Source organism: Leifsonia sp. 2TAF2, from assembly GCF_052115085.1.
GTDB lineage: Bacteria > Actinomycetota > Actinomycetes > Actinomycetales > Microbacteriaceae > Leifsonia.
Genome location: NZ_JBFRFY010000001.1, coordinates 1,217,593 through 1,240,606, shown reverse-complemented (window position 1 = coordinate 1,240,606; position 23,014 = coordinate 1,217,593). Strand labels below are relative to the sequence as shown.

Here is a 23,014-nt window from a genome sequence, read left to right as displayed (position 1 = left end):
GTCCGGCGCACCTCGAGGAGGATCCCCGTGGCCCTGATCCGTCACTTCATCGCCGGCGTGGAGACCCCTGCCGAGCACACCGCCGAACTCCGCACGGGGCCGGTGTTCGACCCGGCCACCGGCGAGCGCCAGCACGAGGTCGCCCTCGCCGATGCGGCCGAGACCCAGCGCGCCATCGCCGCCGCACGGGCCGCCTTCCCGGCCTGGCGGGCGACCAGCCTCACCAAGCGCGCCGACGTCTTCTTCCGGCTCCGCCACTTGCTGACCGAGCGCACGGACGAGCTGGCCGCCATCGTCACCAGCCAGCACGGGAAGGTGCTGTCCGACGCCGCCGGCGAGATCGGCCGTGGCCTCGAGAACGTCGAGTTCGCCAGCGGACTGATCGACAAGCTGAAGGGCGAGTACAGCGAGCAGGTCTCGACCGGCGTCGACGTGCACAGCGTCAAGCAGCCGGTCGGCGTGGTCGGCTGCATCACGCCGTTCAACTTCCCCGTCATGGTGCCGCTGTGGATGGTCGCGAGCGCGATCGCTTGCGGCAACACGGTCGTGCTGAAGCCGAGCGAGAAGGATCCGGGCGCCTCCGTCTTCCTGGCGAAGCTGTTCCGCGAGGCCGGTCTCCCCGACGGCGTGCTGAATGTGGTGCACGGCGACAAGGAGGCGGTGGACACCATCCTGGATTCGCCCGACGTCGCGGCGGTCAGCTTCGTCGGCTCCACCCCGATCGCCCGCTCGATCTACCAGCGCGCCTCGGCCAACGGCAAGCGCGTCCAGGCGCTCGGCGGCGCGAAGAACCACATGGTGGTGCTGGCGGACGCCGACATCGACGCCGCCGCGGATGCGGCCGTGTCTGCCGCGTACGGGTCCGCCGGGGAGCGCTGTATGGCGGTCAGCGTGCTCGTCGCAGTCGGGGACGTGGGCGACCGGCTGGTGCCGGCCATCCAGTCCCGCCTCGCCGCGCTCCGTATCGGACCGGGGACCGACCCGCAGAGTGAGATGGGCCCGCTGATCACCAGCGAGCACCGCGACAAGGTCGCCTCCTACGTCACCGGTGCGGCGGCCGAGGGCGCGACGGTGGTCGAGGACGGCACGCAGCGACCGTTCGACGGCGACGGCTTCTTCGTCGGCGTCAGCCTGCTCGACCACGTGAAGCCGGGCATGAAGGCGTACGACGACGAGATCTTCGGGCCCGTGCTGTCGGTCGTCCGCGTCGATACGTTCGAGGAAGCGATCGAGCTGATCAACGCCAACCCGTACGGCAACGGCGTCGCCCTGTTCACCCGCGACGGCGGCGCCGCCCGCCGGTTCGAGTTCGAGGTCGAGGTCGGGATGGTCGGCATCAACGTGCCCATCCCCGTCCCCGTCGGTGCCTTCTCGTTCGGCGGCTGGAAGAACTCGCTGTTCGGCGACTCGCACATCTACGGACCCGAGTCGTTCCACTTCTACACGCGGAGCAAGGTCGTGACCACGCGCTGGCCCGACCCGGAGCACTCGCGCATCGAGCTCGCGTTCCCCGGCAACTCCTGACTCCGGCAACTCCTGACTCCGGCAACTCCTGAATAAAGGGCAGACATGACCGACACCATCCACACCTCTACGCGCACCGGGTACACCGACCGGCACGGCATCGAGCATCCGTTCGGGGATACCGCGGCCGAGGCCCAGGTGCGCCGGGACGACCGCGGCCACGTCTTCCACTCCTGGAGCGCCCAGGCGAAGATCGACCCGCTGCCCATCGCCGCGGGCGAAGGCTCGACGTTCTGGGACTACGACGGCAACGCGTACCTCGACTTCAGCTCGCAGCTGGTCAACCTGAACCTCGGCCACCAGCATCCCGACCTCGTCGCGGCCATCCAGCAGCAGGCCGGACGGCTCGCCACCGTGCAGCCGTCGATGGCGAACGACGTGCGCGGGGAGCTCGCCCGGCGCATCGCGGAGGTGGCTCCGGGCACGCTGAACCGGGTCTTCTTCACGAATGGAGGCGCGGACGCGAATGAGTACGCCGTCAGGCTCGCCCGCCTGGTCACCGGCCGGCGCAAGGTGCTGTCGATGTACCGCTCGTACCACGGCGGCACCGCGACCGCGATCGCGCTGACCGGCGACCCGCGCCGCTGGCCGAACGAGCCGAGCGACCCCTCCGTCGCGCACTTCTTCGGCCCGTACCCGTACCGCAGCGCCTTCCACTCGGCAACGCCGGAGGAGGAGACGCAGCGCGCGCTCGAGCACCTCGAGAACGTGATCGTGCTGGAGGGAGCCGGCACCATCGCCGCGATCATCGCCGAGACGGTGGTCGGCACCAACGGCGTGCTCGTCCCTCCACCGGGCTACCTCGCGGGCGTCCGCGAGCTCTGCGACCGGTACGGCATCGTGTACATCGCCGACGAGGTCATGGTCGGGTTCGGGCGCATCGGCGAGTGGTTCGCCGTGGATGCGTTCAGCGTGGTCCCCGACCTGATCACCTTCGCCAAGGGCGTCAACTCGGGCTACGTGCCGCTCGGCGGTGTGGTCATCTCCGACGCGATCGCCGACCACTTCGACGACGTCGCGTTCCCGGGCGGGCTCACCTACTCCGGGCATCCCCTGGCTTGCGCCGCCGGCGTCGCCACCTTCGACGTGTTCGAGCGGGATGGAATCCTGGAGCGGGTGCGCGACCTCGGCTCGCGCGTCGTCGAGCCGGAGCTGCGATCCTGGCTGTCGCGGCACCCGTCGCTCGGCGAGGTCCGCGGACGCGGGCTGTTCTGGGCGCTGGAGCTGGTCCGCGATCCGTCCACGCGTGAGCCGCTGGTGCCGTTCAACGCGGCAGGTGCCGACGCCGCACCGATGGCCGAAGTGGCCGCGGCCTGCAAAGCGGCCGGAGTGTGGCCGTTCACCCACTTCAACCGCATCCACGTGGCGCCGCCGCTGGTGATCACCGAGGACGAGCTGCGGCGGGGCCTCGCCGCGATCGACGCGGCACTGGAGGTGGCCGACCGCTACGTCCGCGCCTGACAGGGCAGCGGGATATCGTGGCACCATGAGTGAACCTGGAGACGGCCGCGTCGCGGTCTACATAGACTTCGACAACATCATCATCTCGCGGTACGACCAGGTGCATGGCCGCGGCACGTACATGCGCGACCGGCCCAAGTCGAGTTCCAGCGCCCCGAAGGCCGGTTTCGCCGAGAAGCTGGCGGACGCGCGCGTCGACCTCGGCGCTGTGATCGATTTCGCCTCGTCGTTCGGCACCCTGGTGCTCACTCGGGCCTACGCCGACTGGTCGTCGGCAGTGAACGCCGAGTACCGCGGCCAGCTGGTCGGCCGGGCCGTCGACCTGGTCCAGCTCTTCCCGGCCGCCGCCTACGCGAAGAACGGCGCCGACATCCGGCTCGCCGTCGACGCGGTCGAAGACCTGTTCCGCCTGCCCGAGCTGACCCACGTCGTCATCGTCGCGGGCGACTCGGACTACGTGCCGCTGGCCCAGCGGGTGAAGCGGCTCGGCCGCTACGTGATCGGCATCGGCGTGGCCGGCTCCACCGCGAAGTCGCTCGCCGCAGCGTGCGACGAGTTCGTCAGCTACGACGACCTGCCCGGGATCGCCCGCGACGAGGCCGCCGACGCCGACGAGCTGCAGATCGGCGAGGTCGAAGGCAGCGAGGCGGCGGCGAGCACGGCCGGCGCGGGTGCGGCCGAGTCCACGCCGCCGGTCGCGGCCCCGACCCGCAGCCGCAGCCGGAAGGCCGCGAAGGAGCCGGCCGAGAGTGCCGCCGGAGCCGACACCGCAGCTGCCGCGACCACGGAGCAGGATTCCGCGTCGACGGAGACCACGCCCGCCGAGGAGACCGCCGAACCGGCCACACGCGCCAAGCGCGGCAGTCGCCGGCGATCGGCCCCCGTCGAGACCGACGAGGAGGGCAGCGAGGAGCAGGTCGAGGACCCGCAGCACGTCGCCACACGCCTCCTCGCCCGTGCGATGCAGCTCGGCCACGAGAAGGACGACTCGCCGTGGCTGCACAGCTCAACGGTGAAGGGCCAGATGAAGCGGATGGACCCCTCCTTCAGCGAGAAGGCCCTCGGCTACCGATCCTTCAGCGACTTCATCAAGTCGCGCAGCGACCTCGTCGAGCTCGACGACAGTTCGACGGCGCAGATGCTGCGCCTCGCGCCGACCCGTACGCGCCGCGCCCGGCACAGCGGCCGGGCCGCCGACCCGGTCTCCGCATCCTGAGCTGCGTCCTGAGCCGGAATTCAGACAGCGGGAGTTGACTGCGGATATGGCACGACAGTGGAGAGCAACTGAGTGGGGCGGACCGGAGACGTGGGAGTTCGCCGAGGTCGACGTCCCTCAACCCGGGACGGGCGAGGTGACCATCGCGGTCCGGGCTGCGGGAGTGAACCCCGCCGACTACAAGCACGTCTCGGCGCCGCGTGAGGGTCTGGAGCTTCCTGTTCCGATCGGGTACGAGGTGGCCGGGGTGATCTCGGCCCTGGGGCCGGACACCGAGATCGCCTCGGGTGGCGGAGCCGTCGGCGACGAGGTCGTGGCGTTCCGCATCCAGGGCGGGTATGCGACCGAGGTCACCGTCCCCGCGAAGGACGTCTTCGCCAAGCCCGCCCGCCTGGCCGACGAGGAGGCGGCGAACCTGCTGCTCGCCGGGAGCACGGCCGCGCAGATGCTGGAGGTGACCGACGTCCACGCGGGTGACACCATTCTCGTGCACGGTGCTTCCGGCGCGGTCGGTGTCAGCATCCTGCAACAGGCGGCCGAACTCGGCGTCCGGGTGGTCGGCACCGCCAGCGAGGCGAGCTTCGCGCGCGTGCGCCGCTTCGGCGGACTGCCGATCGCGTACGGTCCGGGCCTCGCCGAGCGGGCGACCGAGGCGGCCCAAGGACCGATCGCGGCGGCGCTCGACACTGTGGGCACCGAGGAGGCGATCGACGTCTCGCTGGAGCTCGTCCCCGACCGGCTGCGGATCGTCACGATCGTCGACGCGAAGCGGGCCGAGCAGGACGGATTTCTCGCCGTCTTCGGAGCGCAGCCAGAGAGCCAGGCGTATCGCGACTCCGTCCGCGGGCGCCTACTCGAACTCGCGGGCAGCGGTCGGCTGCAGGTGCCCATCGCGCGCACGTATCCGCTCGCCGATGCGCCGGAGGCGCTCGCCTACCTCAAGGAGGGACACCCCGGCGGCAAGATCGCGCTCCTCGCCTGAACCGGGCGGAGGCGCAGTTCGGCCGGGATCAGTGCTCCCGTGCGCCCTGTTCCGCCTCCGCCTCGGAGACGACGACCATGCCTCCCGTGCGCTGACTCGAGCGGAGCAGCGCCTCCATCCACCGCTCGTTGAGCTTCGGCGGCCTGTTGCTGTTGAAGACGAACGCCATGGGGACTTCGCGGCTGATCCATAGGCTGATCCGGCCCCCGCCGCGGTCGGCAGGAACCTGCCAGTTCAGGAGGAAGCTCTCGTGCCTCCGGAGCTTCGTGACGATCGCCATCTTGACGTGCGACAACGTTCGGTCGTCGAACTCGTACTCCCGGTTGAGGTACCCGTAGATCAGGGTCGCCACGTCACGCCCCGTCCGGCCGCTTCCCGTTCCTGGATTTGCTCGCGCGGTAGCTGCCCTGCGGTACCTCTTCGCGGATCTCGGCCCGCAGGTCGTCTTCAAGCATCAGCCCGGAGTTGCTGTTGGCGCGCTCACTCAGCAGGGTGAGCCAGTCGCGGTTCAGCTCCGGAAGCGTCGGCCCGGCGAACACGAACTGCACCGAGATGGACGGGTCGAGCCAGATCGAGCGCAGGATGCCGTCCGCCCCCGCCGTGCGGTCCGTCCAGATGAGGAGGAACCCCTCCCGGCGCCTCAGTTTCGTCTGGATGACCGCCTGCAGGTGCGCCAGCACCCGGTCATCGAACGTGAAGCCGTCGGCACCGTCGTAGATCAGCGTTCCCACGCGTCTCCCTCCTCGTGTGATCACTTTCTCCAAACGACCGCGCGCCGTCAAGTCCGGCCCCCGCGCGCCGAAGTAAAGTCCGGTCATGGACGCTCTTACGCGAACCATCAAAGCGGCCCTCCTCTACGAGGACGGCCGGACCCTCGACAGCGTCGTGGTCGTGCCGCTGATCGGCGGCTGCCCGCCGGGCGAGATCCGCGTCGCCACCACGTTCGCAGGCGCACTCGCCTACGACGTCTACGAGCTGGCCGACGAGGAGGAGTACTCCTCGATGCCGGCCTACCCGTACCGTTCCACCGTCCCCGTGACCACCGACGACCTGGCCGACTGATCACCCGCGGCGCCCGTCGGCCCAGTGCGCCCGTTCCGCGCGGGTAGCCTTGCCGGAGTGACTCCCTCCGACGAATCGCCGCGCCCGCGCACCGGTGCAGCGGTCGCCGCGCTCAGCCTCGGCACGCTCCTCAACCCGCTCAATTCGTCGATGATCGCCGTGGCCCTGGTGCCGCTCCAGCACGACTTCCGGGTGGATGTGACCGCCGTCACCTGGGTCATCACCTCCTTCTACCTGGCCTCGGCGGCCGGGCAGCCGCTGATGGGCCGGCTGGCGGACCGCTTCGGCCCGCGCAGACTCTTCCTGTTCGGGATGCTCGTCGTCGCGCTCGCGTGCGCGCTCACCCCGTTCGCCGGGTCGTTCGCCGCGGTGTGCGCCGGCCGCGTGGCGCTTGCCATCGGGACGGCGACGGCGTTCCCGTCTGCGATCGCCATGCTCCGCCCGCTGTCGAAGGGGTCGGGCGTCGGAACGCCTCGGCTGCTCGGCCGCATCCAGATCGCCAACACCTCCGGCGCCGCGATCGGACCGGTCCTCGGCGGCGCGCTGATCACATTCCTCGGCTGGCAGTCGATCTTCTGGGTGAACGTGCCGCTCGCGCTGGTCGCGTTCGTGGGCGCCTGGCTGTTCGCGCCTCATGACGCGGTGCGAGCGCGCACCTCCCTGGGGCGCACCCTGATCGAGTCGGACATCCCCGGCATCCTGCTCTTCATCGCCACCCTCACCTCGCTCCTGGTGTTCCTCCTCGATCTCCGGCCGCAGCCGCTGTGGTGGCTGCTGCCGGTCAGCGTGGTCGCCGCGGCGCTCTTCGTCTGGCGGGAACTGCGCTCGTCCCACCCGTTCCTCGACCTGCGGCTCCTGGCTAAGAACCGCCGGCTGCTGATGGTGTACCTGTCGTTCGCCATCTTCAACGTGGTCTACTACTCGGCGTTCTTCGGCCTGCCGCAGTACCTGCAGACCCACGGCGGCTACTCTGCGGGCGTCGCAGGTCTCTTGATGTTCCCCCTCGCGGCCGTCACGATCGTCGTGACGCCCGTCGCCGCGCGGGCGATCGAGTCGATCGGGCTGCGTCCGACGCTCATCGCGGGCGCCATCGCGCTGGTGGCCGGAGCCGCCCTGCTGGCGGTTGCCGCGGCCACGACCGCGCCGTGGGTCGTGCTGCTCCTCACGGCCGCCCTCGGTATCCCCTACTGCGTGGTCAGCATCGGGATGAATCAGGCGCTGTACGCGTCGGCGCGCCCGGAGGACAGCGGCGTCGCCGCGGGAATCTTCCAGACCTCCCGCTACATCGGCGCGATCGTCGCGACGACCGTGCTGGGTCTGCTGTTCAGCGGCGGGACCACCGCCGCGAGCTGGCTCACCGCGGTCGCTGTCGCGACGACGCTTTCCGTCGTGCACCTGGCGCTGCTCGTGCTCGTGCGCCCACGGGGGCCTCGCGCGGCGGGGCCGAGCGCGCAGCCGGCGGCGGGCTGACGCAGATCACCGGTGCGCGGTTGGAGTCGCCGCACCTACAATCCCCCCATGGCGCTCTGGCTGGGCGGGACCGAACTGGTGACAGAACTGCTGCTGCTCCTGTTCGCGTTCGTGCTGTCTGCCGTGATCGGGATCGAGCGGGAGCGGCGGCTGAAGAGCGCGGGGCTGCGCACGCACATCCTGGTCGGCCTGGGATCCGCCCTCTTCACGCTGGTCTCGGCCTACGGATTCGCGCCGCTCGGGCTCGAGACGACCGATCCGTCCCGGATCGCCGCGCAGGTCGTGACCGGGATCGGCTTCGTCGGCGCCGGAGTGATCTTCGTCAACCGCGGCAACGTGGTGGGACTGACGACGGCAGCATCCATCTGGGTGACGGCTGCCGTCGGGATGGCGTGCGGCGCCGGGCTGCCGCTGATCGCCCTGGCCGGGACGGCGCTTCACCTCGTCGCGGTGGGAACGCTCCCGACCGCCGAACGGCTGCTGCGCCGCACCTCCGGGACGCTGGTCACGATCCAGGCGGAACGGGCGGGCGATGCTCTCGCCCGTGCGCTCGAGGCGTGCGCGACGTCCGGAATCCGAACCCACGTCGGCGACCTGCGGAGCATCGCCGGCACCGATCGGGTGGAAGTCGGCGTACGTGTGCGCGGGAACGCGTCCGACACCCAGCGGTTGGTCACCGAGCTAGCTGCCCTCGACGGCGTGACGAGCGTGCACACGGGTCCGCTCGTGCAGTGAGGCTGATGCTCGGTGCCGGCGGCTCAGGCCACCAGCGTGGCGCTGCCGGGTGGGGCGGTGCGCTGTTCGGTCGTCGACAACGGGCACAGCGGATTCCGGCAGCCCACCGGCACCGTCACCACCGCCCAGCTCCCCCGGGACGTCGGCATCAGCCGCCGCTCCGCAGAGATCGGCCCTCCGCACACTCTGCACACTTGTGAGTCCGCGACCATCGTGATCATCCCCATCCGACCCGTGGCGCCCGCTTCGCCACTTCCATGGTCCGCCCGCGGAGCGCCGGAATCAAGAGCCCGCGGAGCGCCGGAATCAAGAGTCAGAGGGCCGAGTCGAGTAGCGTCGGGACCATGCAGCTCGACATCCCCACCTCCGTCGGTCCCGGGCGGCTGACGGTCGCCGCCGCCGAGGACGCCCGTGCCGTGCTGTGGCTCGGGCACGGCGCGGGCGGCGGCATCGACGCTGTGGACCTGTCCGTCCTCGCGTCCCGCCTGCCCGCTAGGGGCATCACTGTCGTGCGCTACGAGCAGCCGTGGCGGGTGGCCGGGAAACGGGTCGCGGCGAGGCCTGCGACCCTCGACATCGCGTGGCGGGAGACCGCACCGGCGGTGCGCGACCTCGCGGACGGCCTGCCGCTGGTGACAGGCGGTCGCAGCGCGGGCGCCCGCGTCGCCTGCCGCACCGCGGACGAGATCGGGGTGGCGGGAGTGGTGTGTCTCGCGTTCCCGCTGCACCCGCCGGGAAGTCCCGACAAGTCGCGGTTGGAGGAGCTGCTGGCGCCGGTCGCGCCTACGCTGGTGGTGCAGGGCGGAGGCGACACGTTCGGGAGCGCGGAGGACGTCAGAGCGGCGGTCGGGCCGTCGGACCGCATCCGGATCGTGGAGGTTCCCGGTGCCGATCACGGCATGAAGGTGCCCAAGGCGTCGCCACTCGGCGCGGCCGGCGTCCGCGACCTCGTCACGGCAACGGTCGCCGAGTTCGTCCTCGCTCTGGTCTGAGATCGCCAGTCGCCGTCAGTACTCGCCCTTGATGACGAAGTACGAACCGCGGATGGTTCCGGCGAGCTTCGACTTCTGGCGGGCGAATTTGAAGGTCGACAGCTCGTCGGGCACATCCATCCCGTCGGAGAGTTTGAAACCGACCGCGCGCTTCCCGCCCTCGGCCAACGTGTACATCACGTTGATGGACAGGCCGGACTCGTAGAAGACGTAGGTCATGTGGATGCCGTCGACCTCGAAGTCCGTCGCCTCGAGCGGCCGGGACGCGATGACGATGCCGCGCTCCTCTTTGAGGATGTGCGCCACGCGCTCGACCGCATCCGCCTCCTCCGCTGCCGTCCCGACCGTGAACGTGTGGTCGTACTTGTTGCGGTGGTAGCGCGCCTCGTTCGCGCGCAGGCCGGCAAGGGCGTCCGGGACCGGAGACGACTCCAGCCCGGTGGTGGAGACGTTCTCGAAGTCGACGACGTACGGCATGGGACCTCCCGGGGTGCGGTGTTCCGACCAACCGTAGCGCGCGGGCGCCGATCGGGGTCGCGCGGGCGTGTCCGCTATCCGCCGCGCCGGCGGCGGTCCAGGATCGGTGAGGTGTCCGAGTTGCTCATGCGCATCCACAGTCCCGAGTTCCAGGCAATGTCCGAGCGGGTGCTGGAGGTGACCGCGCTGACGTCGCGACTCAACGTGCTGCCGTTCGACGACGAAGCGGGAAAGGCAGCCCTGTTCGAGCAGATCCTGGGCGCTCCCCTGCCGCAGCGGACGACCATCTACCCGCCGTTCTTCACCGACAACGGCCGCAACCTGCACCTCGCCGAGCGGGTGTTCATCAACCAGAACTGCACGTTCCTCGACTACGCGGGGATCCGGCTGGCCGAGCGGGTGATGGTCGCGCCGAAGGTGACCTTCATCACCGTCGGCCACCCGGTCGACACCGACGACCGGCGCGTGTGGCTGACCGGCGGTCCCATCCACGTCGAAGAGAACGTGTGGATCGGCGCGGGCGCGACCATCCTGCCCGGGGTGACGATCGGCCGCGACTCGGTCATCGCCGCCGGCGCCGTCGTGGCCGACGACGTCCCCCCGCGGAGCCTGGTCGCCGGGACGAAGGCAGCCGTCCGCCGCACCTGGGCCACCGCTGACTAGGATCGCGTCATGAGCAGCGCGGCCGTCTACACCTCCACCTTCATCTTCGAGACGAAGCCGTACGACGACGACTTCCACCGCCTCAACGACGAGATCGCCGAGCGGGCCCGCGCCATCCCCGGCTTCCTCGGCGAAGAGTCGTGGCACAACCCGGAGACCGGCCTGCACTCGGAGGTCTACTACTGGAGCAGCCTGGACGCCCTGCACCAGCTCATCGGAATGGACACCCACCGCGAGGCGAAGCGCCTCCACGAGCGGTGGATCGGCCCCTACCGCGTCGTCATCGGCCAGGTGCTCAGCACGTACGGCCAGCCCGGGCTCGGCCTGGAGCACGTGCCGGAGTCGGCGCGGCTGCCGGGCTGACGTGCGCATCCCGCCGCGCCTCCTGTTTTCAGGATGCGGATTCGGCACGAATGTCGATAATCACCCCCCGAAAGTCGACATTCGTGCCGAATCTCGCCAGGGTTTCCGAGCGGCGGCCGAGAAGGACGCCGGCAGTGTTCTCCAAACGCGTCGGAAGTGCTTGGATGAGCGGGTCAGGCATGGAGCACAAGTATGGAGCTGGACAGGCTGAGCAGAGCGGGAACGGACTCCGACGCGGAGTCGCTCCTGCGTGAACTCATCGACAGCGTGACGCGTTCGCTCCCGGCCGACGTCGCCTCGAGTGCGCTCTCCGTCGAACGCACTCGCTCCCTGTCCGATCGGATCGCCCACCGCCCCGGCGCCATCACCCGAGTCCGGCTGTCCGGCCAGACCGAGGCCCTGTCCCTACGGTGGGAGCCGGGACCTCGCTGGACTGCGGAGGTCGAGCAGCATTACGGAGCCGTCTCGCTCTCGACCCGCACCATCCCTCTCGGTCAATGGTTGACGGCGTTCGCCCAGCTCGTCGCCCGCCTGGCCGTTCATGCCGCCGAAGATTCGGCGGATTCGGCGCGCGCCCTGCAGACGCTGGGCATTCTGCCGCCCGGCTCGGAGATCCACGTCGACGATGCGAACCTCGCACGCGACCTGCTGACCCTTGCCGCGCGCGTCGGGCGCCGTATCCCGGACGAGGCCGTGGCGGCCGTCGGCCGGATCGGTGAGCTGCTCGCCGACACCCTTCCGCGCGTGGCCGGGTCGGGCGAGCCGGAGGTGATCGTGCGGGTGGCGGCGACCGTCTACCTTCCCGACACGTTGCGGGCCTACCTCGCTCTGCCCGCCGAATGGGCTGCCGAGCACGTGCTGGCCGGCGGACTCACACCGGCCCAGGCGCTGATCGCTCAGCTCGACGCGCTCGAATCCGCGGCGCGGACGATGAGGGATGCGGCGGTCGAGCAGGATGCGTCCGCCCTGCTGATCAACGGCCGCTTCCTGGCCGACCGGTTCGCCGGGTCGAGGCTGAAGCTCGACCTGCCGTGACGTGCCACGGCGCTCAGCTCGTGCTGGAGCGCGACCGGTCCAGGTAGCTCCGCGACCGCGCCACCTGCTGTTCGAGCGCATCGACGGTGACGGCCATCGACTCCACCGCTTTCGCGCGGTACCCGTCGACGGCGTCGATCGTCGCGAAGACGTTGTCGAAGGCGCGCTGCAGCGTCTCCACGCTCACCCCCGACGACGACGCCTGATCGTGGACCATCCCGGTCTGCTGCTTCAAAAGCTCGCTCGTGCGGTCGATCATCGAATTGGTGGTTTCGTTGAGGGCGCCGATCTGGTCGAGCACCAACCGCTGGTTCTCGAGCCCGTCGGCCACGACCACGGCGGTGCGGAGCGCTGAGATGGTCGTCGTGCGTGCGCGCTCGACAGCTTTGATGAGCTCCGCGTTGTTCTTCCGGAGCACATCCAGCGCCAGATAGCCCTGCACCGACACGGCGATCTGCGTGGTCAGATCCTGCCGGCGCTGACGGATGGGGAACAGGGCGTCCGCAGTCATCGTGTCGGCCCGCGCAGGGTCGGACGCCCGAAGCTCCGCGATCCGGGCAGCAGTGGCGCCGTCGAGCGCGGAGGCGAGGGCGTTGTACTCAGCGAGCGTGCCCATCGTCGTCCAGAGTCTCTCCCGTTCAAGCTCGATCGCGGCGTTGTCTTTCAGGAGCTCATCCTGACCCGAGATCAGCGCTCTGAGGATCGCGTCGAGCTGCTTCTGCGCCGACTGGTACCGCTCGAAGTAGCGCGTCAGCTTGCGGCCGCCCGGGATACGGATCAGCGCACGCTTGGGCGCGGTCAGGTCCGCGCGGCCCGGGTCGAGGTCGGTGATGGTCGTTCGCAGGTCCTGCAGCGCACGCGCCACCTGCGCCTGCGGTTCCGACGCCGCGCCGCGTCCCCGCGCGGCCGCGAGCGAGGTCGACGGCCGCTCGAGCATCCGGTTCGCCATATCCGCGGACGAGCGGATCTCCTTCTCGCCCAGGCGTGTGACGTCGACGATCTTGCGGGTGAACTCCGGGCTGCCAGGCTCAAGAGCAGCCAGCTCGTCCACAAAGGTCTGCGCCTTATCCTGCAGCTCGGCGCGTTTCCCCGGCGGGACCGCGACCATGCCGATCGCCTGCTCCTCCCGAATCTCCGGGACGGCAGCGGGCGGCGTGAGGACGACTCCAGCGTTCTCGGGGCCTTCGGGCAGGGTGGACGGCTGGTCCCCCTCGAGTTCGGACATGCGCGTCTCCTCTCAGGAGCGGCAGTGCCCCCGAGGTCAAGAGTAGAACGACTGGCCTTCCGCGCCGTGGCAGAATTGCTCGCCCCGCGACGTCACCTCTTCAGTCGGCCACTTCTCGCAGCACCCGACTGACCGCATCCCAGAATTGCACCCTCGCCTTCTCCGTGGCTTGGGCGGTCTCGCCCTCCGGCAGCGCGATCGGCAGGCCCGGGGGCGCTGTCATCTCATGCACCGCGTCGGGGGCGCGAATGATCACATCCCCGACCCGTGGACCCCGAATCCGCACGGCCGCGTCGAGCCAGGGGCAGGCGTTCGGTAACACGTCGTCGCGACCCGCGCAGCCGAGCACGACGGGGGCCGTGACCGATCCGAGCGGGAGGAGGGCGCCGTCGTCGATCACGTCGGCTCGCTGGTGGCACGGGACAGGTACGCCGTTCTCCGACACGGGCGAAGCGCCGGCTCCGCGCAGGCAGAGCAAAGCAGTGGCTCCGCCGGCGGCGAAAACGCCTGCTACGCGATCATTGAAACGGGCAGCCGCCCACAGCGCGAACTGAGCCGACTGAGAAGTGCCATAGGTGAACACTTTGCGCTTGTCCACGTCGGGACGCTGGTCGAGCCAGTCGAGCAACGCTGCAAAAGCCGTCGTGTCGAACACGCTCGCAGCATAGACTCCGGAATCGCTGACCGTCACCGGCAGCACGAAGACGGCCGCACCGAACCGCCTCAGCAAGGGTCCGATGTAATCGGACGACTCCCCCACGGCTTGGTCATCGAAGACGATCACCGTGGGCGCCCGTGATCCCGGCGCGGATCGTGCGGCGAAATAGGACCCGATCGCGGTGTCTTCCCGGGAGCTCTGAGGCAGGAACCTCTCGCCCGCTGCGACGGCTGACTGGGCGAGATCGAAGGTGCTGACCGTGATGGGCGCTGCCGCTGCCCCGTACCCGCCGAGGGGGAACTTGCGGCTTGCGATGATCCGGCCCCTTTCGCTGGCCTCCACCGTCACCGCCACAGTGGACCGGGTCCAGAGTTGCACCAGTTCAGATGACGCGACGTCAGGCCCCCGCAACGACCAGAACAGCCCGCTCGAATCGGGCTCCGTGAATGCGGCAAGTTGTGGCCTGGCAGTGCCTAGATCGAGAATCCCCGATCCCGGCACGGAGTAGCTCGCTGATGACGCCCACTTGCCAAGCTCCGTGTCGAGCCACGCTCTGAGGTGGATCCGGCTGCCTGGTGCGACATCCACAAGACGCAGGTCCCGGGCCCACATCATTGCCGTTTGGCTGACAGGCGGCGATGTCACAAAACGCGGTCCCTGGCGGCTGTTCAGCGCGACGGTGCACCCGGCGAGAACAACAGCCGCAGTCAGCGCCAGAGCGACGGAAGTCGCCGCTCTGCTTTTACGCCCCCGGCGTCGCATACCGTCACCGTCATCCTCGCCAACCGAACGGTTCGCAGAGCGCGCATACCGCCAGTGCTCTCGCCGACGGATCGGCCGTGGAGATGACCATCGGTCCACTCCTCATCAGGTGTTCCGCTGAGAAGGGAAGCCCGATCGGTCTGCGGGTCGACAGTCAGCGGATCGCCCCAGTATGAACCCCGACCCCTCGGCCGGGAAGGGTCTGAGGCGAGCTGAGGGGAGCGATCAGCCAAGAAGTCAGACGGTGAAGCGGCGGGGGCGCCACCGTGCCGGTCAGTCGCAGACGTCGATGACGTTGTTCCTGCTCGTCGAGAGCATGCTGATGACGGTTCGCGCGCCAGACGGTGCCGCGGCGACCTGGAACACGAGGTAGCGCCCACCGGACGGGCCGTCCGCGTACGTGGTGTACCCCATCGAGTCGTCATACTTGGAGTGCGTCTTCTGAATGTTCGGGTACGCAGCCAGGAGATCGGACTCCGTCGATCCGATCCGGATCCCCGCGTCGGTGGAGGGTGAAGACGAGACAACCGCCTCCGACGGTTCACGCACCGCGAACCGCGCGTACGAGAAGGTCGGGTCCGGCACCGCAGTCCCCCGCGAACCCTCTTGCATCACCGAGATGTTGATCGCAGCGGGCGGCGCCTCCGGGTCAGTCCAATACCCGGGCGGGCAGTCGACCGTGTCTTCCACAGGCACCAGCTCGGCTGCGGACGCGAGGGCGGTCAGCGACTGACCGACACGGACGTCGGCAACCCGGTCGAACCCCAGAATCCAGGTGCTCGGGTCGGCAGGATTCTGAGTCGGTTCCGGAGTCGCGGACTCGATCGCAGTGGGGTTCGGAACCTGTGTCACCGTCGTGCTGGGGCTCACTGGCACGGCCGGGACCGCTGACGCGCATCCGCCGAGAAGCAGGACCACGGCGATCCATACTGCTCCAGCAACCGTTCGTGACTTCATGTTTCCTCCGATAGGCGTTTACCTACCAATGTCCGGTCGGGTCGATATGGTTCCCTTTCAGGTTCGCCGCAGAACTGCCCCGGCGTCCTGTGTTCGGGAGTTTGATCAAACGGATGCGACCACGATGGAAAGCGCCCTTGCCTTCATCGAGCGACCGTCTCGGGTCCGGCTACCCGATCAGAGGCCCTTCAATCAGGCACGAACGTAGCAGGAAACCCCAGATCAGCTAGACGTTGAACCGGAACTCGACCACGTCGCCGTCCTGCATGACGTAGTCCTTGCCCTCCATGCGTGCCTTGCCGCGGGAGCGGGCCTCGGCGATGCTTCCGGCATCCATCAGGTCGTCGAAGGAGATGACCTCGGCCTTGATGAAGCCCTTCTCGAAGTCGGTGTGGATGACGCCGGCCGCCTGCGGGGCCTTCGAGCCCTTCCGGATGGTCCAGGCGCGCGACTCCTTCGGGCCCGCCGTCAGGTAGGTCTGGAGGCCGAGGGTGTCGAAGCCGATGCGGGCGAGCTGGTCGAGGCCGGACTCCTCCTGGCCGGTCGACGCGAGCAGTTCGGCGGCGTCGGCGGCGTCGAGGTCGATGAGCTCCGACTCCAGCTTGGCGTCGAGGAAGACGGCCTGGGCCGGCGCAACCAGGGCAGCCAGCTCGGCGCGACGGGACTCGTCGGTCAGGACGTCCTCATCCACGTTGAACACGTAGATGAACGGCTTAGCGGTGAGGAGGCCCAGCTCGCGGACGGGCTCCAGGTCGATGGACGAGGTGGAGAGCGGCTTGCCCGAGTTCAGGTACTCGATCGCGGCGCGCGCGGTCTCGAGGACGATCGGCTCGAGCTTGCGGCCCTTGACTTCCTTCTCGTACCGCTGCTCCGCCTTCTCGAGGGTCTGCAGGTCGGCGAGGATGAGCTCGGTGTTGATGGTCTCCATGTCACCGGCGGGGTCGGTCTTGCCGGCGACGTGCACGACATCCTCGTCGCTGAAGCCGCGCACGACCTGCGCGATGGCGTCCGCCTCGCGGATGTTCGCCAGGAACTTGTTGCCCAGGCCTTCGCCCTCGCTCGCGCCCTTCACGATTCCGGCGATGTCGACGAACGAGACGGGTGCGGGCACGATGCGCTCGCTGTGGAAGAGCTCGGCCAGCTTGTCGAGCCGCGAGTCGGGCAGGTTCACCACGCCGACGTTCGGCTCGATGGTCGCGAACGGGTAGTTCGCGGCGAGCGCGTCGTTCTTGGTCAGCGCGTTGAACAGGGTGGACTTGCCCACATTGGGCAGCCCGACGATTCCGATAGTGAGAGCCACGGTCGTCCATTCTACGGGCCGGGGTGGATGCGACCGGTCGGTCCTCCTGTATTCAGGACTCGCGGGCGGCCCGATAGCTGCGCGTCACGTACGGCAGCTCGAAAGTGTCGCGGCCGGCGAGGTCGGGATGCTCGCGCGCGAGCCGGCGGAGCGACTGGATCACCGCGGCCTGGGCGTCCGGATCCTTCGTGATGAAGTAGCTGCGCGAGCGGGCGAGGTCGAGCAGCCCGTCCAGGTCGAGCGGCTGCACCCATCGCGTCTCGTGCTTCTCGATCGGACCGAACGGAGACGCCAGAACCGGGTCGGCCTCGTCGTCGAAGGAGGCCGAGCCCGCATCCATCAGCTCGCCGAGCTCCTCGACCCAGGCGACGCTCTCGTCGCGTTCGTTCCAGATCAGCCCGAGGCGGCCGCCCGGGCGGAGCACGCGCGCGACCTCGGGGATGGCGCGGTCCGCATCCACCCAGTGCCACGCCTGTGCGACGACGACCAGTGCGAAGGAGGAGTCGGGCGAGGGGATGCGCTCGGCGGCTCCCTCGCGCACCTCGGCTTCCGGGATGCGGTCGCCCAGCACGCGCAGCATCTCCGGCGACGGGTCCACCGCCGTGACGTCGAACCCGCGCTCGACGAGGGCGGCGGTCAGCTTGCCGGTGCCTGCCCCCAGGTCGAGGACCGGGCCGTCGATCCCCTCGGTGAGCCAGCTCACTGCGTCGGCGGGATACGAGGGACGCGCGGCGTCGTAGACGTCCGCCGCCTGCTCGAAAGACGCCGCGTGGAGGTCGCGCTGGTGACGGGATCGCATGCCGCCGATCGTACGCGCGGGCGGGCCTCCGTGACCCCGGCTGGTCGCCGAGGTGCTCGTAGTTGCGCTCACGTGCGGCGTGTCGGGCGCAACAACGAGCACCTCGGCAAAGCGTCGCGGTGCGAAGGCGAGCAGCGGATGCGGCGGCGCGCGGTTCGGGATGCGAGGCGGCGTCGGTGGGCCGTGTCAGCATGACGACGTGACCCTGGATTTCACCGCCATCGACTTCGAGACCGCCAACTCCTCCGCCGCGTCGGCCTGCTCGGTCGGGCTCGTGAAGGTCAGGGATGGGAAGGTCGTCGATCGGGCGGGATGGTTCATCCGGCCGCCGCTGGGGCACGACCACTTCCAGGAGTGGAACGTCCGCATCCACGGCATCCAGCCGGAGCAGGTGGCCGACGCGGCCGGCTGGGTCGACCAGCTCGCCGACCTCGTCGAGTTCGCGGAGGACGACCACCTGGTGGCCCACAACGCGGGATTCGACATGGGCGTGATCCGCGCGGCGTGCGCCGCCACCCTGGTCGCCTGCCCCGAGTACAGCTATCTCTGCAGCCTCCAGGTCGCCCGGCGCACGTACCACCTGGCGTCGTACCGTCTGCCCGTCGCGGCGATGGCGGCAGGATTCGAGGACTTCGCGCACCACGATGCGCTGGCGGACGCCGAGGCGTGCGCTGCGATCGTGATCCACGCGGCTCGGCGGCATGAGGCTGCCACGATCGCGGACCTCGCGGCCCTGACCGGCGCGCGCCTCGGCCGCATCGGGGTGCCGGTCGCGGCCTGAGCCGCGCTAGCGCCGCCTTCTCGCTCGCTGAGTGGTGACATCTCGTCGCAACTCGCGCCCGATTCCCGCGATTACTCACGTCTCGGCGGGACTCGCGGGGCGCGGAACCTCCAGTGTCGGCGGCCGCTGACACACTGAGGACATGGACATCCTCGCCCTGCTCCTCGGCCTCCTGATCGGGCTCCTGGCCGGCGCCATGGGCGCGGGCTTCGCCGTCGCGAAGCTCATGCGCTCGCGCGCCTCCGCCGAGCCGGCGGTCCCGGTGGTCGACCCCGCTCTGCTCGCCGCGCAGCATCAGGCGGAGGTCGCAGAGGTGCGCGCCGCAGAGGCGGCGGTGCAGGCCGAGATCCGGGCCGACCTCGCGGCCGCGCACGGACGAGTGGATGCACTTCAGGAGCAGGTGCGCGCCGCCCAGGAGCAGTACCGCGAGACGGTCGAACGGCACCGCGCCGAAATCGCGGCGCGGGAGGAGCGGGAGCGCGCCGAGAGCAAGGTGCTGCAGGCGCTGGCCCCTGTGCGCGAGAGCCTGAGCGACATGCAGCGCAAGGTGATCGAACTCGAGACGCAGCGCAGCCAGCAGCACGGTCAGCTCACTCAGCAGCTGCGTTCCGCCGCAGAATCCGAGGAGCGGCTGCGCAGCACCGCCGAAGCGCTCGCCTCCGCGCTGCGCTCGAACAGCACCCGAGGCGTCTGGGGCGAGACGCAGCTCCGGAGTGTGGTCGAGGCGGCCGGGCTGCTGGAGCGGGTGGACTTCGATGTGCAGTCCAGCATCCACTCGGAGTCGGGCGCCGGCCGGCCGGACATGATCGTGCGGCTGCCCGGAGGCAAGAACATCGCGCTCGACGCCAAGGTGCCGTTCAACGCGTACCTGGAAGCCAGTCAGATCCCGGCGACCGCGACCGGCGCGGAAGGCGCGCAACGGCAGGCGCTGCTCAAGCAGCACGTGAAGGCCGTCCGCGACCACATCACGGCCCTCGGCAGCAAGGCGTACTGGACCGGCCTGGAGTCCTCGCCGGAGCTGGTGATCGCGTTCATCCCGAGCGAGTCGCTGGTGTCGTCCGCGCTCGAGGCCGACCCGTCCATCATGGAGTTCGCCTTCGGCAAGCGGGTGGCGCTCGCGTCGCCGGTGACGCTCTGGTCGGTGCTGAAGACCGTGGCGTTCAGCTGGCAGCAGGACGTCCTGACGCAGGAGGCCAAGCAGCTCTTCGACCTCAGCCGGACGCTGTACAGCCGGCTCTCCACGACCGCCACCCACATCGAGAAGCTGGGCCGCTCGCTGGAGCGCACGGTCAAGGACTACAACGGATTCGTCGGATCCTTCGAGCGTCAGGTGTTCCCCGCCGCCCGGAAGCTCAACGCCCTCGACGAGTCGAAGGTCATCGGGGCGATGGCGGGCATCGAAGAGGCACCGCGCGAGCTGACCGCGTTCGAACTGGTCAGCGAGCTGGAGCCGCGCGACATGCACGGCATCGACAAGCTCGCCATCGAAGAGAAGGAGCGCGCCCACGCCCTCGACGCCGAGAACGAGTCCGGCGTGGCGTAGTCGCAGGTCAGAGCTGGTCGCGCTCCAGCCACTTCTCCGCGAGGTGGTCGGCGATCACGCGGCGGGCCGTGCCCGACTTCGAGCGCAGCACGATCGACTCGGTCCGGATGATCGGACCCTTGCGACGCACGCCCGCCACCAGCTGACCGTCGGTGACGCCGGTCGCCACGAAGAAGGTGTTGTCGCCCTTCACCAGGTCGTCCGCGTCGTGCACCTTGTCCATGTCGAGACCGGCGGCAATACCCCGCGCGCGCTCGGCGTCATCCTTCGGGGCCAGCCGGGCCTGCATGAACCCACCCAACGCCTTGATCGCGCAGGCTGTCGTGACACCCTCCGGGCTGCCGCCCACCCCGACACACATGTCGATGCTCGACTCATACCGGGCCGCATTGATCCCACCGGCGACGTCCCCATCCAACATCAACCGCGTGCCGGCGCCGGCGGCACGGATCTCCTCGATCAAACCCTCATGCCGCGGACGATCCAGCACCGCCACCCGGATCTCCCCTACGGGCTTGCCCTTCGCCTTCGCCAGCTCCCGGATATTGTCGCCGATCGACTGCGAGAGGTCCACCACGCCGTGGCCCACGGCGCCGGTCACGATCTTCGACATGTAGAACACGCTCGACGCATCCAGCATCGTCCCGCGATCCGACACCGCAATCAGCGACACCGCGTTCTGACGGCCGGCTGCCGTGAGCGAGGTCCCGTCGATCGGGTCGACGGCGATGTCGACCGCCGGTCCCCGCCCGTTGCCGACGTGCTCCCCGTTGAAGAGCATGGGCGCGTTGTCCTTCTCGCCCTCGCCGATCACGATCACGCCGTCGAAGTTGACCGTCCCGAGGAACTTGCGCATCGCATCCACCGCCGCGCCGTCGGCCGCGTTCTTGTCGCCGCGCCCGATCCATGGCGTGGCCCGGATGGCCGCCGCCTCCGTCGCCCGCACCAGCTCCATCGCGAGGTTCCGGTCCGGGTGCTGATAGTTGGTGGCGGTGTCGGTCATGCTCATGATGGGTCCTCCCGGACGGATTCGGAACGTCGTCGTCGATGCCGCCGCGGGACGGGACCCGTGCGGTCGCTGCCAGTGTATCGAGCGGCCTGCACGGCGTCAGGGGGTGTGCACGAACGTCCAAGCGCAGTTCCCCGCGAGAGGCCCGGCCGCCGAGCGGCACACACCGCGCCGGTATGATGAGGGCGTTCGACATCCCCATCCCAAGGAGCCGCAATGCCCATCGCCACGCCGGACCAGTACGCAGAGATGCTCGACAAAGCGAAGGCCGGCGGGTTCGCCTACCCCGCTTTCAACGTGTCGTCGTCGCAGACGATCAACGCGGTGCTGCAGGGTCTGACCGAGGCGGGCAGCGACGGTATCATCCAGGTCACCACAGGCGGCGCCGACTACTTCGCGGGCCAGACCGTGAAGGCCCGCGCCACCGGCGCGCTCGCCTTCGCGAAGTTCGCGACCGAGGTGGCCAAGAACTACCCCATCACGGTCGCTCTGCACACCGACCACTGCCCGAAGGATGCGCTCGACGGCTTCGTCCTGCCGCTCATTGCCGCCTCCGAGGAGGAGGTGAAGGCGGGCCGCAACCCGATCTTCCAGTCGCACATGTGGGACGGCTCGGCCGTGCCGCTCGACGAGAACCTGCGGATTGCCGAGGACATGCTGAAGCGCACCAAGGCCATCAACGCCATCCTCGAGGTCGAGATCGGCGTCGTCGGCGGCGAGGAGGACGGCGTCAGCCACGAGATCAACGAGCACCTGTACACGACGCTCGACGACGCCATCAAGACTGTCGAGGCTCTGGGCCTCGGCGAGCAGGGCCGCTACATGGCGGCTCTCACCTTTGGCAACGTCCACGGCGTGTACAAGCCGGGCAACGTCAAGCTCCGCCCGGAGCTCCTGAAGGACATCCAGGACGGCCTGGCCGCGAAGTACGGCCACGGACCGAAGCCGCTCGACCTGGTCTTCCACGGCGGCTCCGGCTCGACCGACGAGGAGATCGCGGAGGCCGTGCGCAACGGCGTCGTGAAGATGAACATCGACACGGACACGCAGTACGCCTTCACCCGCACCATCGCCGGGTACATGTTCGACAACTACGACGGCGTCCTCAAGATCGACGGCGAGGTCGGCAACAAGAAGGTCTACGACCCGCGCGCCTGGGGCAAGGTCGCCGAGTCCGGCATGGCCGCGCGCGTCGTCGAGGCGACCCAGCAGCTCGGCTCGGCCGGTCACTCGGGCAAGTAGCAGTACCGGGCGGCGGCTGCGCGCGACGCACCGCCGCCCGTCTCAGTCAGCCACACGCAACAGGAGGGAGGGCGTAGCGATGGCAGATCAGGAACAGCCGGATGAGCGGCCGCGGCCGCAGTACGGCGAGCTCGCCCCTCCCGGCTGGGTGTGGCATCCGCCCGCGGACGCCGACCGCCTCGACACGTCCCGGCCGCTCGAGCGGGAGGATGCGGGACCGCCGGCCTACGGCGTGGCGACGCCCGGGGCGACGGCACCCCGTTCTGGCGACCCAGCCGCACCGGCCGCCGCCCCGAGCCACACCGTGCACGGCCAGACCGCCCCGGGCGCCGACCCGCAGTCTCGGCAGGCGCCGACCTGGAACCTGACGCTCACCGTCCTGCTCGGCGTCTTCGGCTTCTTCGGGATGTCGTACTCGATCGCGACCCTGCAGGCCATCCCTGCCTCCATGCAACTGCTGCACAGCACCAACGGGCTGGGCGACTACACCCCGGTGCCACTGGTCGGCACGCTGGTGACCATCGGGTCCATCGTCATGGCTCTGGTCTGGGTCGTCTCCGCCGTGATCGCAACCCTGCTGCTGGTGAAGCGCCGGCTGGCCTTCTGGGTACCGCTCGTCGCCGGGATCGTCGCGATGGTCGCGCTGCTGATCTTCGCCGGCGCCGTGCTCACCACGGACCCCGTGCTCCTCGGCTTCTACAGCGGGATGACGCCGTCCAGCCCGCTACCCACGCCGTAGCGCGGCAGCCGAGCAGCGC

At 69.5% G+C, this 23,014-nt stretch carries 24 protein-coding genes; 15 read left to right on the top strand and 9 right to left on the bottom strand.

Annotation, left to right across the window (positions count from 1 at the left end; all coding sequences use genetic code 11):
• Positions 1 to 27: 27 nt before the first annotated feature.
• Genes AB4Z18_RS05975 through AB4Z18_RS05960 form a run of 4 tightly spaced genes read left to right on the top strand, consistent with a single transcriptional unit; the run spans position 28 to position 5,183 of the window.
• Positions 28 to 1,524, top strand: coding sequence for a CoA-acylating methylmalonate-semialdehyde dehydrogenase (locus tag AB4Z18_RS05975; protein WP_441781773.1), 1,497 nt, complete (start codon positions 28 to 30; stop codon positions 1,522 to 1,524).
• Between the two features lie 45 nt (positions 1,525 to 1,569).
• On the top strand, positions 1,570 to 2,985 hold the full coding sequence (locus AB4Z18_RS05970) for an aspartate aminotransferase family protein (RefSeq protein WP_441781772.1): 1,416 nt from the start codon (positions 1,570 to 1,572) through the stop codon (positions 2,983 to 2,985).
• Positions 2,986 to 3,010: 25 nt separating this feature from the next.
• A complete protein-coding gene (locus AB4Z18_RS05965) occupies positions 3,011 to 4,201 on the top strand; it encodes an NYN domain-containing protein (protein ID WP_441781771.1) in 1,191 nt (396 codons plus the stop codon).
• A 46-nt stretch (positions 4,202 to 4,247) separates the two neighbouring features.
• The gene (locus tag AB4Z18_RS05960; RefSeq protein ID WP_441781770.1) at positions 4,248 to 5,183 is read left to right on the top strand and encodes an NADP-dependent oxidoreductase; all 936 of its coding nucleotides are present in this window, start codon (positions 4,248 to 4,250) and stop codon (positions 5,181 to 5,183) included.
• Between the two features lie 28 nt (positions 5,184 to 5,211).
• Here AB4Z18_RS05960 and AB4Z18_RS05955 read toward each other — a convergent pair whose 3' ends face one another.
• Both AB4Z18_RS05955 and AB4Z18_RS05950 read right to left on the bottom strand, forming a co-directional pair.
• Entirely contained in the window at positions 5,212 to 5,535 is a 324-nt protein-coding gene (locus tag AB4Z18_RS05955; protein ID WP_441781769.1) for a DUF7882 family protein, read from the bottom strand.
• A 1-nt stretch (position 5,536) separates the two neighbouring features.
• Complete coding sequence (locus AB4Z18_RS05950; RefSeq protein WP_441781768.1) at positions 5,537 to 5,914, bottom strand: DUF7882 family protein; 378 nt, start codon at positions 5,912 to 5,914, stop codon at positions 5,537 to 5,539.
• An 85-nt stretch (positions 5,915 to 5,999) separates the two neighbouring features.
• Between AB4Z18_RS05950 and AB4Z18_RS05945 the strand changes: the two genes are divergently transcribed.
• The 4 genes from AB4Z18_RS05945 (at position 6,000) to AB4Z18_RS05930 (ending at position 9,442) form a co-directional block, all read left to right on the top strand.
• Positions 6,000 to 6,245, top strand: a complete 246-nt coding sequence (locus AB4Z18_RS05945; protein WP_441781767.1) for a hypothetical protein — start codon at positions 6,000 to 6,002, stop codon at positions 6,243 to 6,245.
• Positions 6,246 to 6,302: 57 nt separating this feature from the next.
• Entirely contained in the window at positions 6,303 to 7,715 is a 1,413-nt protein-coding gene (locus tag AB4Z18_RS05940) for an MFS transporter (protein WP_441781766.1), read from the top strand.
• A gap of 48 nt (positions 7,716 to 7,763) precedes the next feature.
• Complete coding sequence (locus AB4Z18_RS05935; protein WP_441781765.1) at positions 7,764 to 8,450, top strand: MgtC/SapB family protein; 687 nt, start codon at positions 7,764 to 7,766, stop codon at positions 8,448 to 8,450.
• 344 nt (positions 8,451 to 8,794) lie between these two features.
• The gene (locus tag AB4Z18_RS05930) at positions 8,795 to 9,442 is read left to right on the top strand and encodes an alpha/beta hydrolase family protein (protein ID WP_441781764.1); all 648 of its coding nucleotides are present in this window, start codon (positions 8,795 to 8,797) and stop codon (positions 9,440 to 9,442) included.
• Positions 9,443 to 9,457: 15 nt separating this feature from the next.
• On the opposite strand, the gene AB4Z18_RS05925 is transcribed toward AB4Z18_RS05930, so the two are convergent.
• Complete coding sequence (locus AB4Z18_RS05925) at positions 9,458 to 9,919, bottom strand: phage tail protein (protein ID WP_441781763.1); 462 nt, start codon at positions 9,917 to 9,919, stop codon at positions 9,458 to 9,460.
• A gap of 111 nt (positions 9,920 to 10,030) precedes the next feature.
• Between AB4Z18_RS05925 and AB4Z18_RS05920 the strand changes: the two genes are divergently transcribed.
• The 3 genes from AB4Z18_RS05920 (at position 10,031) to AB4Z18_RS05910 (ending at position 11,980) form a co-directional block, all read left to right on the top strand.
• The gene (locus AB4Z18_RS05920; RefSeq protein ID WP_441781762.1) at positions 10,031 to 10,582 is read left to right on the top strand and encodes a sugar O-acetyltransferase; all 552 of its coding nucleotides are present in this window, start codon (positions 10,031 to 10,033) and stop codon (positions 10,580 to 10,582) included.
• A 9-nt stretch (positions 10,583 to 10,591) separates the two neighbouring features.
• Positions 10,592 to 10,945, top strand: a complete 354-nt coding sequence (locus AB4Z18_RS05915; RefSeq protein WP_441781761.1) for an antibiotic biosynthesis monooxygenase family protein — start codon at positions 10,592 to 10,594, stop codon at positions 10,943 to 10,945.
• A gap of 192 nt (positions 10,946 to 11,137) precedes the next feature.
• Entirely contained in the window at positions 11,138 to 11,980 is an 843-nt protein-coding gene (locus AB4Z18_RS05910; protein ID WP_441781760.1) for a hypothetical protein, read from the top strand.
• A 13-nt stretch (positions 11,981 to 11,993) separates the two neighbouring features.
• Here the strand turns inward: AB4Z18_RS05910 and AB4Z18_RS05905 are convergent, their stop codons facing one another.
• The 5 genes from AB4Z18_RS05905 to AB4Z18_RS05885 form a co-directional block, all read right to left on the bottom strand.
• Entirely contained in the window at positions 11,994 to 13,205 is a 1,212-nt protein-coding gene (locus AB4Z18_RS05905) for a toxic anion resistance protein (RefSeq protein ID WP_441781759.1), read from the bottom strand.
• A gap of 100 nt (positions 13,206 to 13,305) precedes the next feature.
• Positions 13,306 to 14,475 (bottom strand): acyl-CoA thioesterase/BAAT N-terminal domain-containing protein, encoded by a 1,170-nt coding sequence (locus AB4Z18_RS05900; protein WP_441782981.1) that lies wholly within the window; start codon positions 14,473 to 14,475, stop codon positions 13,306 to 13,308.
• A 423-nt stretch (positions 14,476 to 14,898) separates the two neighbouring features.
• Positions 14,899 to 15,582 carry a hypothetical protein gene (locus AB4Z18_RS05895; protein WP_441781758.1) on the bottom strand — a complete coding sequence of 228 codons (684 nt, stop codon included), beginning with the start codon at positions 15,580 to 15,582 and terminating at the stop codon, positions 14,899 to 14,901.
• Between the two features lie 226 nt (positions 15,583 to 15,808).
• Positions 15,809 to 16,882: a redox-regulated ATPase YchF gene (gene ychF, locus AB4Z18_RS05890; RefSeq protein WP_441781757.1), complete on the bottom strand. Its 1,074-nt coding sequence runs from the start codon at positions 16,880 to 16,882 to the stop codon at positions 15,809 to 15,811.
• A 52-nt stretch (positions 16,883 to 16,934) separates the two neighbouring features.
• Complete coding sequence (locus tag AB4Z18_RS05885) at positions 16,935 to 17,681, bottom strand: class I SAM-dependent methyltransferase (RefSeq protein WP_441781756.1); 747 nt, start codon at positions 17,679 to 17,681, stop codon at positions 16,935 to 16,937.
• 199 nt (positions 17,682 to 17,880) lie between these two features.
• Between AB4Z18_RS05885 and AB4Z18_RS05880 the strand changes: the two genes are divergently transcribed.
• Together AB4Z18_RS05880 and AB4Z18_RS05875 are read left to right on the top strand one after the other, a co-directional pair.
• The gene (locus tag AB4Z18_RS05880; RefSeq protein ID WP_441781755.1) at positions 17,881 to 18,462 is read left to right on the top strand and encodes an exonuclease domain-containing protein; all 582 of its coding nucleotides are present in this window, start codon (positions 17,881 to 17,883) and stop codon (positions 18,460 to 18,462) included.
• A 142-nt stretch (positions 18,463 to 18,604) separates the two neighbouring features.
• Positions 18,605 to 20,005 carry a DNA recombination protein RmuC gene (locus AB4Z18_RS05875; protein WP_441781754.1) on the top strand — a complete coding sequence of 467 codons (1,401 nt, stop codon included), beginning with the start codon at positions 18,605 to 18,607 and terminating at the stop codon, positions 20,003 to 20,005.
• A gap of 7 nt (positions 20,006 to 20,012) precedes the next feature.
• On the opposite strand, the gene glpX is transcribed toward AB4Z18_RS05875, so the two are convergent.
• Positions 20,013 to 21,014 carry a class II fructose-bisphosphatase gene (glpX, locus tag AB4Z18_RS05870; protein WP_441781753.1) on the bottom strand — a complete coding sequence of 334 codons (1,002 nt, stop codon included), beginning with the start codon at positions 21,012 to 21,014 and terminating at the stop codon, positions 20,013 to 20,015.
• 216 nt (positions 21,015 to 21,230) lie between these two features.
• Here glpX and fbaA point away from each other — a divergent pair, with 216 nt between their 5' ends.
• Entirely contained in the window at positions 21,231 to 22,256 is a 1,026-nt protein-coding gene (gene fbaA, locus AB4Z18_RS05865) for a class II fructose-bisphosphate aldolase (protein ID WP_441781752.1), read from the top strand.
• A 79-nt stretch (positions 22,257 to 22,335) separates the two neighbouring features.
• A complete protein-coding gene (locus tag AB4Z18_RS05860; RefSeq protein WP_441781751.1) occupies positions 22,336 to 22,995 on the top strand; it encodes a DUF6264 family protein in 660 nt (219 codons plus the stop codon).
• Positions 22,996 to 23,014 lie beyond the last annotated feature (19 nt).

Coding starts and splice junctions, on each gene's coding strand:
- AB4Z18_RS05910 (WP_441781760.1), top strand. CDS start 11,138: ATGGAGCTGGACAGGCTGAGCAGAGCGGGAACGGACTCCGACGCGGAG.
- AB4Z18_RS05965 (WP_441781771.1), top strand. CDS start 3,011: ATGAGTGAACCTGGAGACGGCCGCGTCGCGGTCTACATAGACTTCGAC.
- AB4Z18_RS05945 (WP_441781767.1), top strand. CDS start 6,000: ATGGACGCTCTTACGCGAACCATCAAAGCGGCCCTCCTCTACGAGGAC.
- AB4Z18_RS05930 (WP_441781764.1), top strand. CDS start 8,795: ATGCAGCTCGACATCCCCACCTCCGTCGGTCCCGGGCGGCTGACGGTC.
- AB4Z18_RS05905 (WP_441781759.1), bottom strand. CDS start 13,205: ATGTCCGAACTCGAGGGGGACCAGCCGTCCACCCTGCCCGAAGGCCCC.
- AB4Z18_RS05970 (WP_441781772.1), top strand. CDS start 1,570: ATGACCGACACCATCCACACCTCTACGCGCACCGGGTACACCGACCGG.
- AB4Z18_RS05885 (WP_441781756.1), bottom strand. CDS start 17,681: ATGCGATCCCGTCACCAGCGCGACCTCCACGCGGCGTCTTTCGAGCAG.
- AB4Z18_RS05860 (WP_441781751.1), top strand. CDS start 22,336: ATGGCAGATCAGGAACAGCCGGATGAGCGGCCGCGGCCGCAGTACGGC.
- glpX (WP_441781753.1), bottom strand. CDS start 21,014: ATGAGCATGACCGACACCGCCACCAACTATCAGCACCCGGACCGGAAC.
- fbaA (WP_441781752.1), top strand. CDS start 21,231: ATGCCCATCGCCACGCCGGACCAGTACGCAGAGATGCTCGACAAAGCG.
- AB4Z18_RS05960 (WP_441781770.1), top strand. CDS start 4,248: ATGGCACGACAGTGGAGAGCAACTGAGTGGGGCGGACCGGAGACGTGG.
- AB4Z18_RS05925 (WP_441781763.1), bottom strand. CDS start 9,919: ATGCCGTACGTCGTCGACTTCGAGAACGTCTCCACCACCGGGCTGGAG.
- AB4Z18_RS05900 (WP_441782981.1), bottom strand. CDS start 14,475: ATGTGGGCCCGGGACCTGCGTCTTGTGGATGTCGCACCAGGCAGCCGG.
- AB4Z18_RS05915 (WP_441781761.1), top strand. CDS start 10,592: ATGAGCAGCGCGGCCGTCTACACCTCCACCTTCATCTTCGAGACGAAG.
- AB4Z18_RS05935 (WP_441781765.1), top strand. CDS start 7,764: ATGGCGCTCTGGCTGGGCGGGACCGAACTGGTGACAGAACTGCTGCTG.
- AB4Z18_RS05895 (WP_441781758.1), bottom strand. CDS start 15,582: ATGAAGTCACGAACGGTTGCTGGAGCAGTATGGATCGCCGTGGTCCTG.
- AB4Z18_RS05875 (WP_441781754.1), top strand. CDS start 18,605: ATGGACATCCTCGCCCTGCTCCTCGGCCTCCTGATCGGGCTCCTGGCC.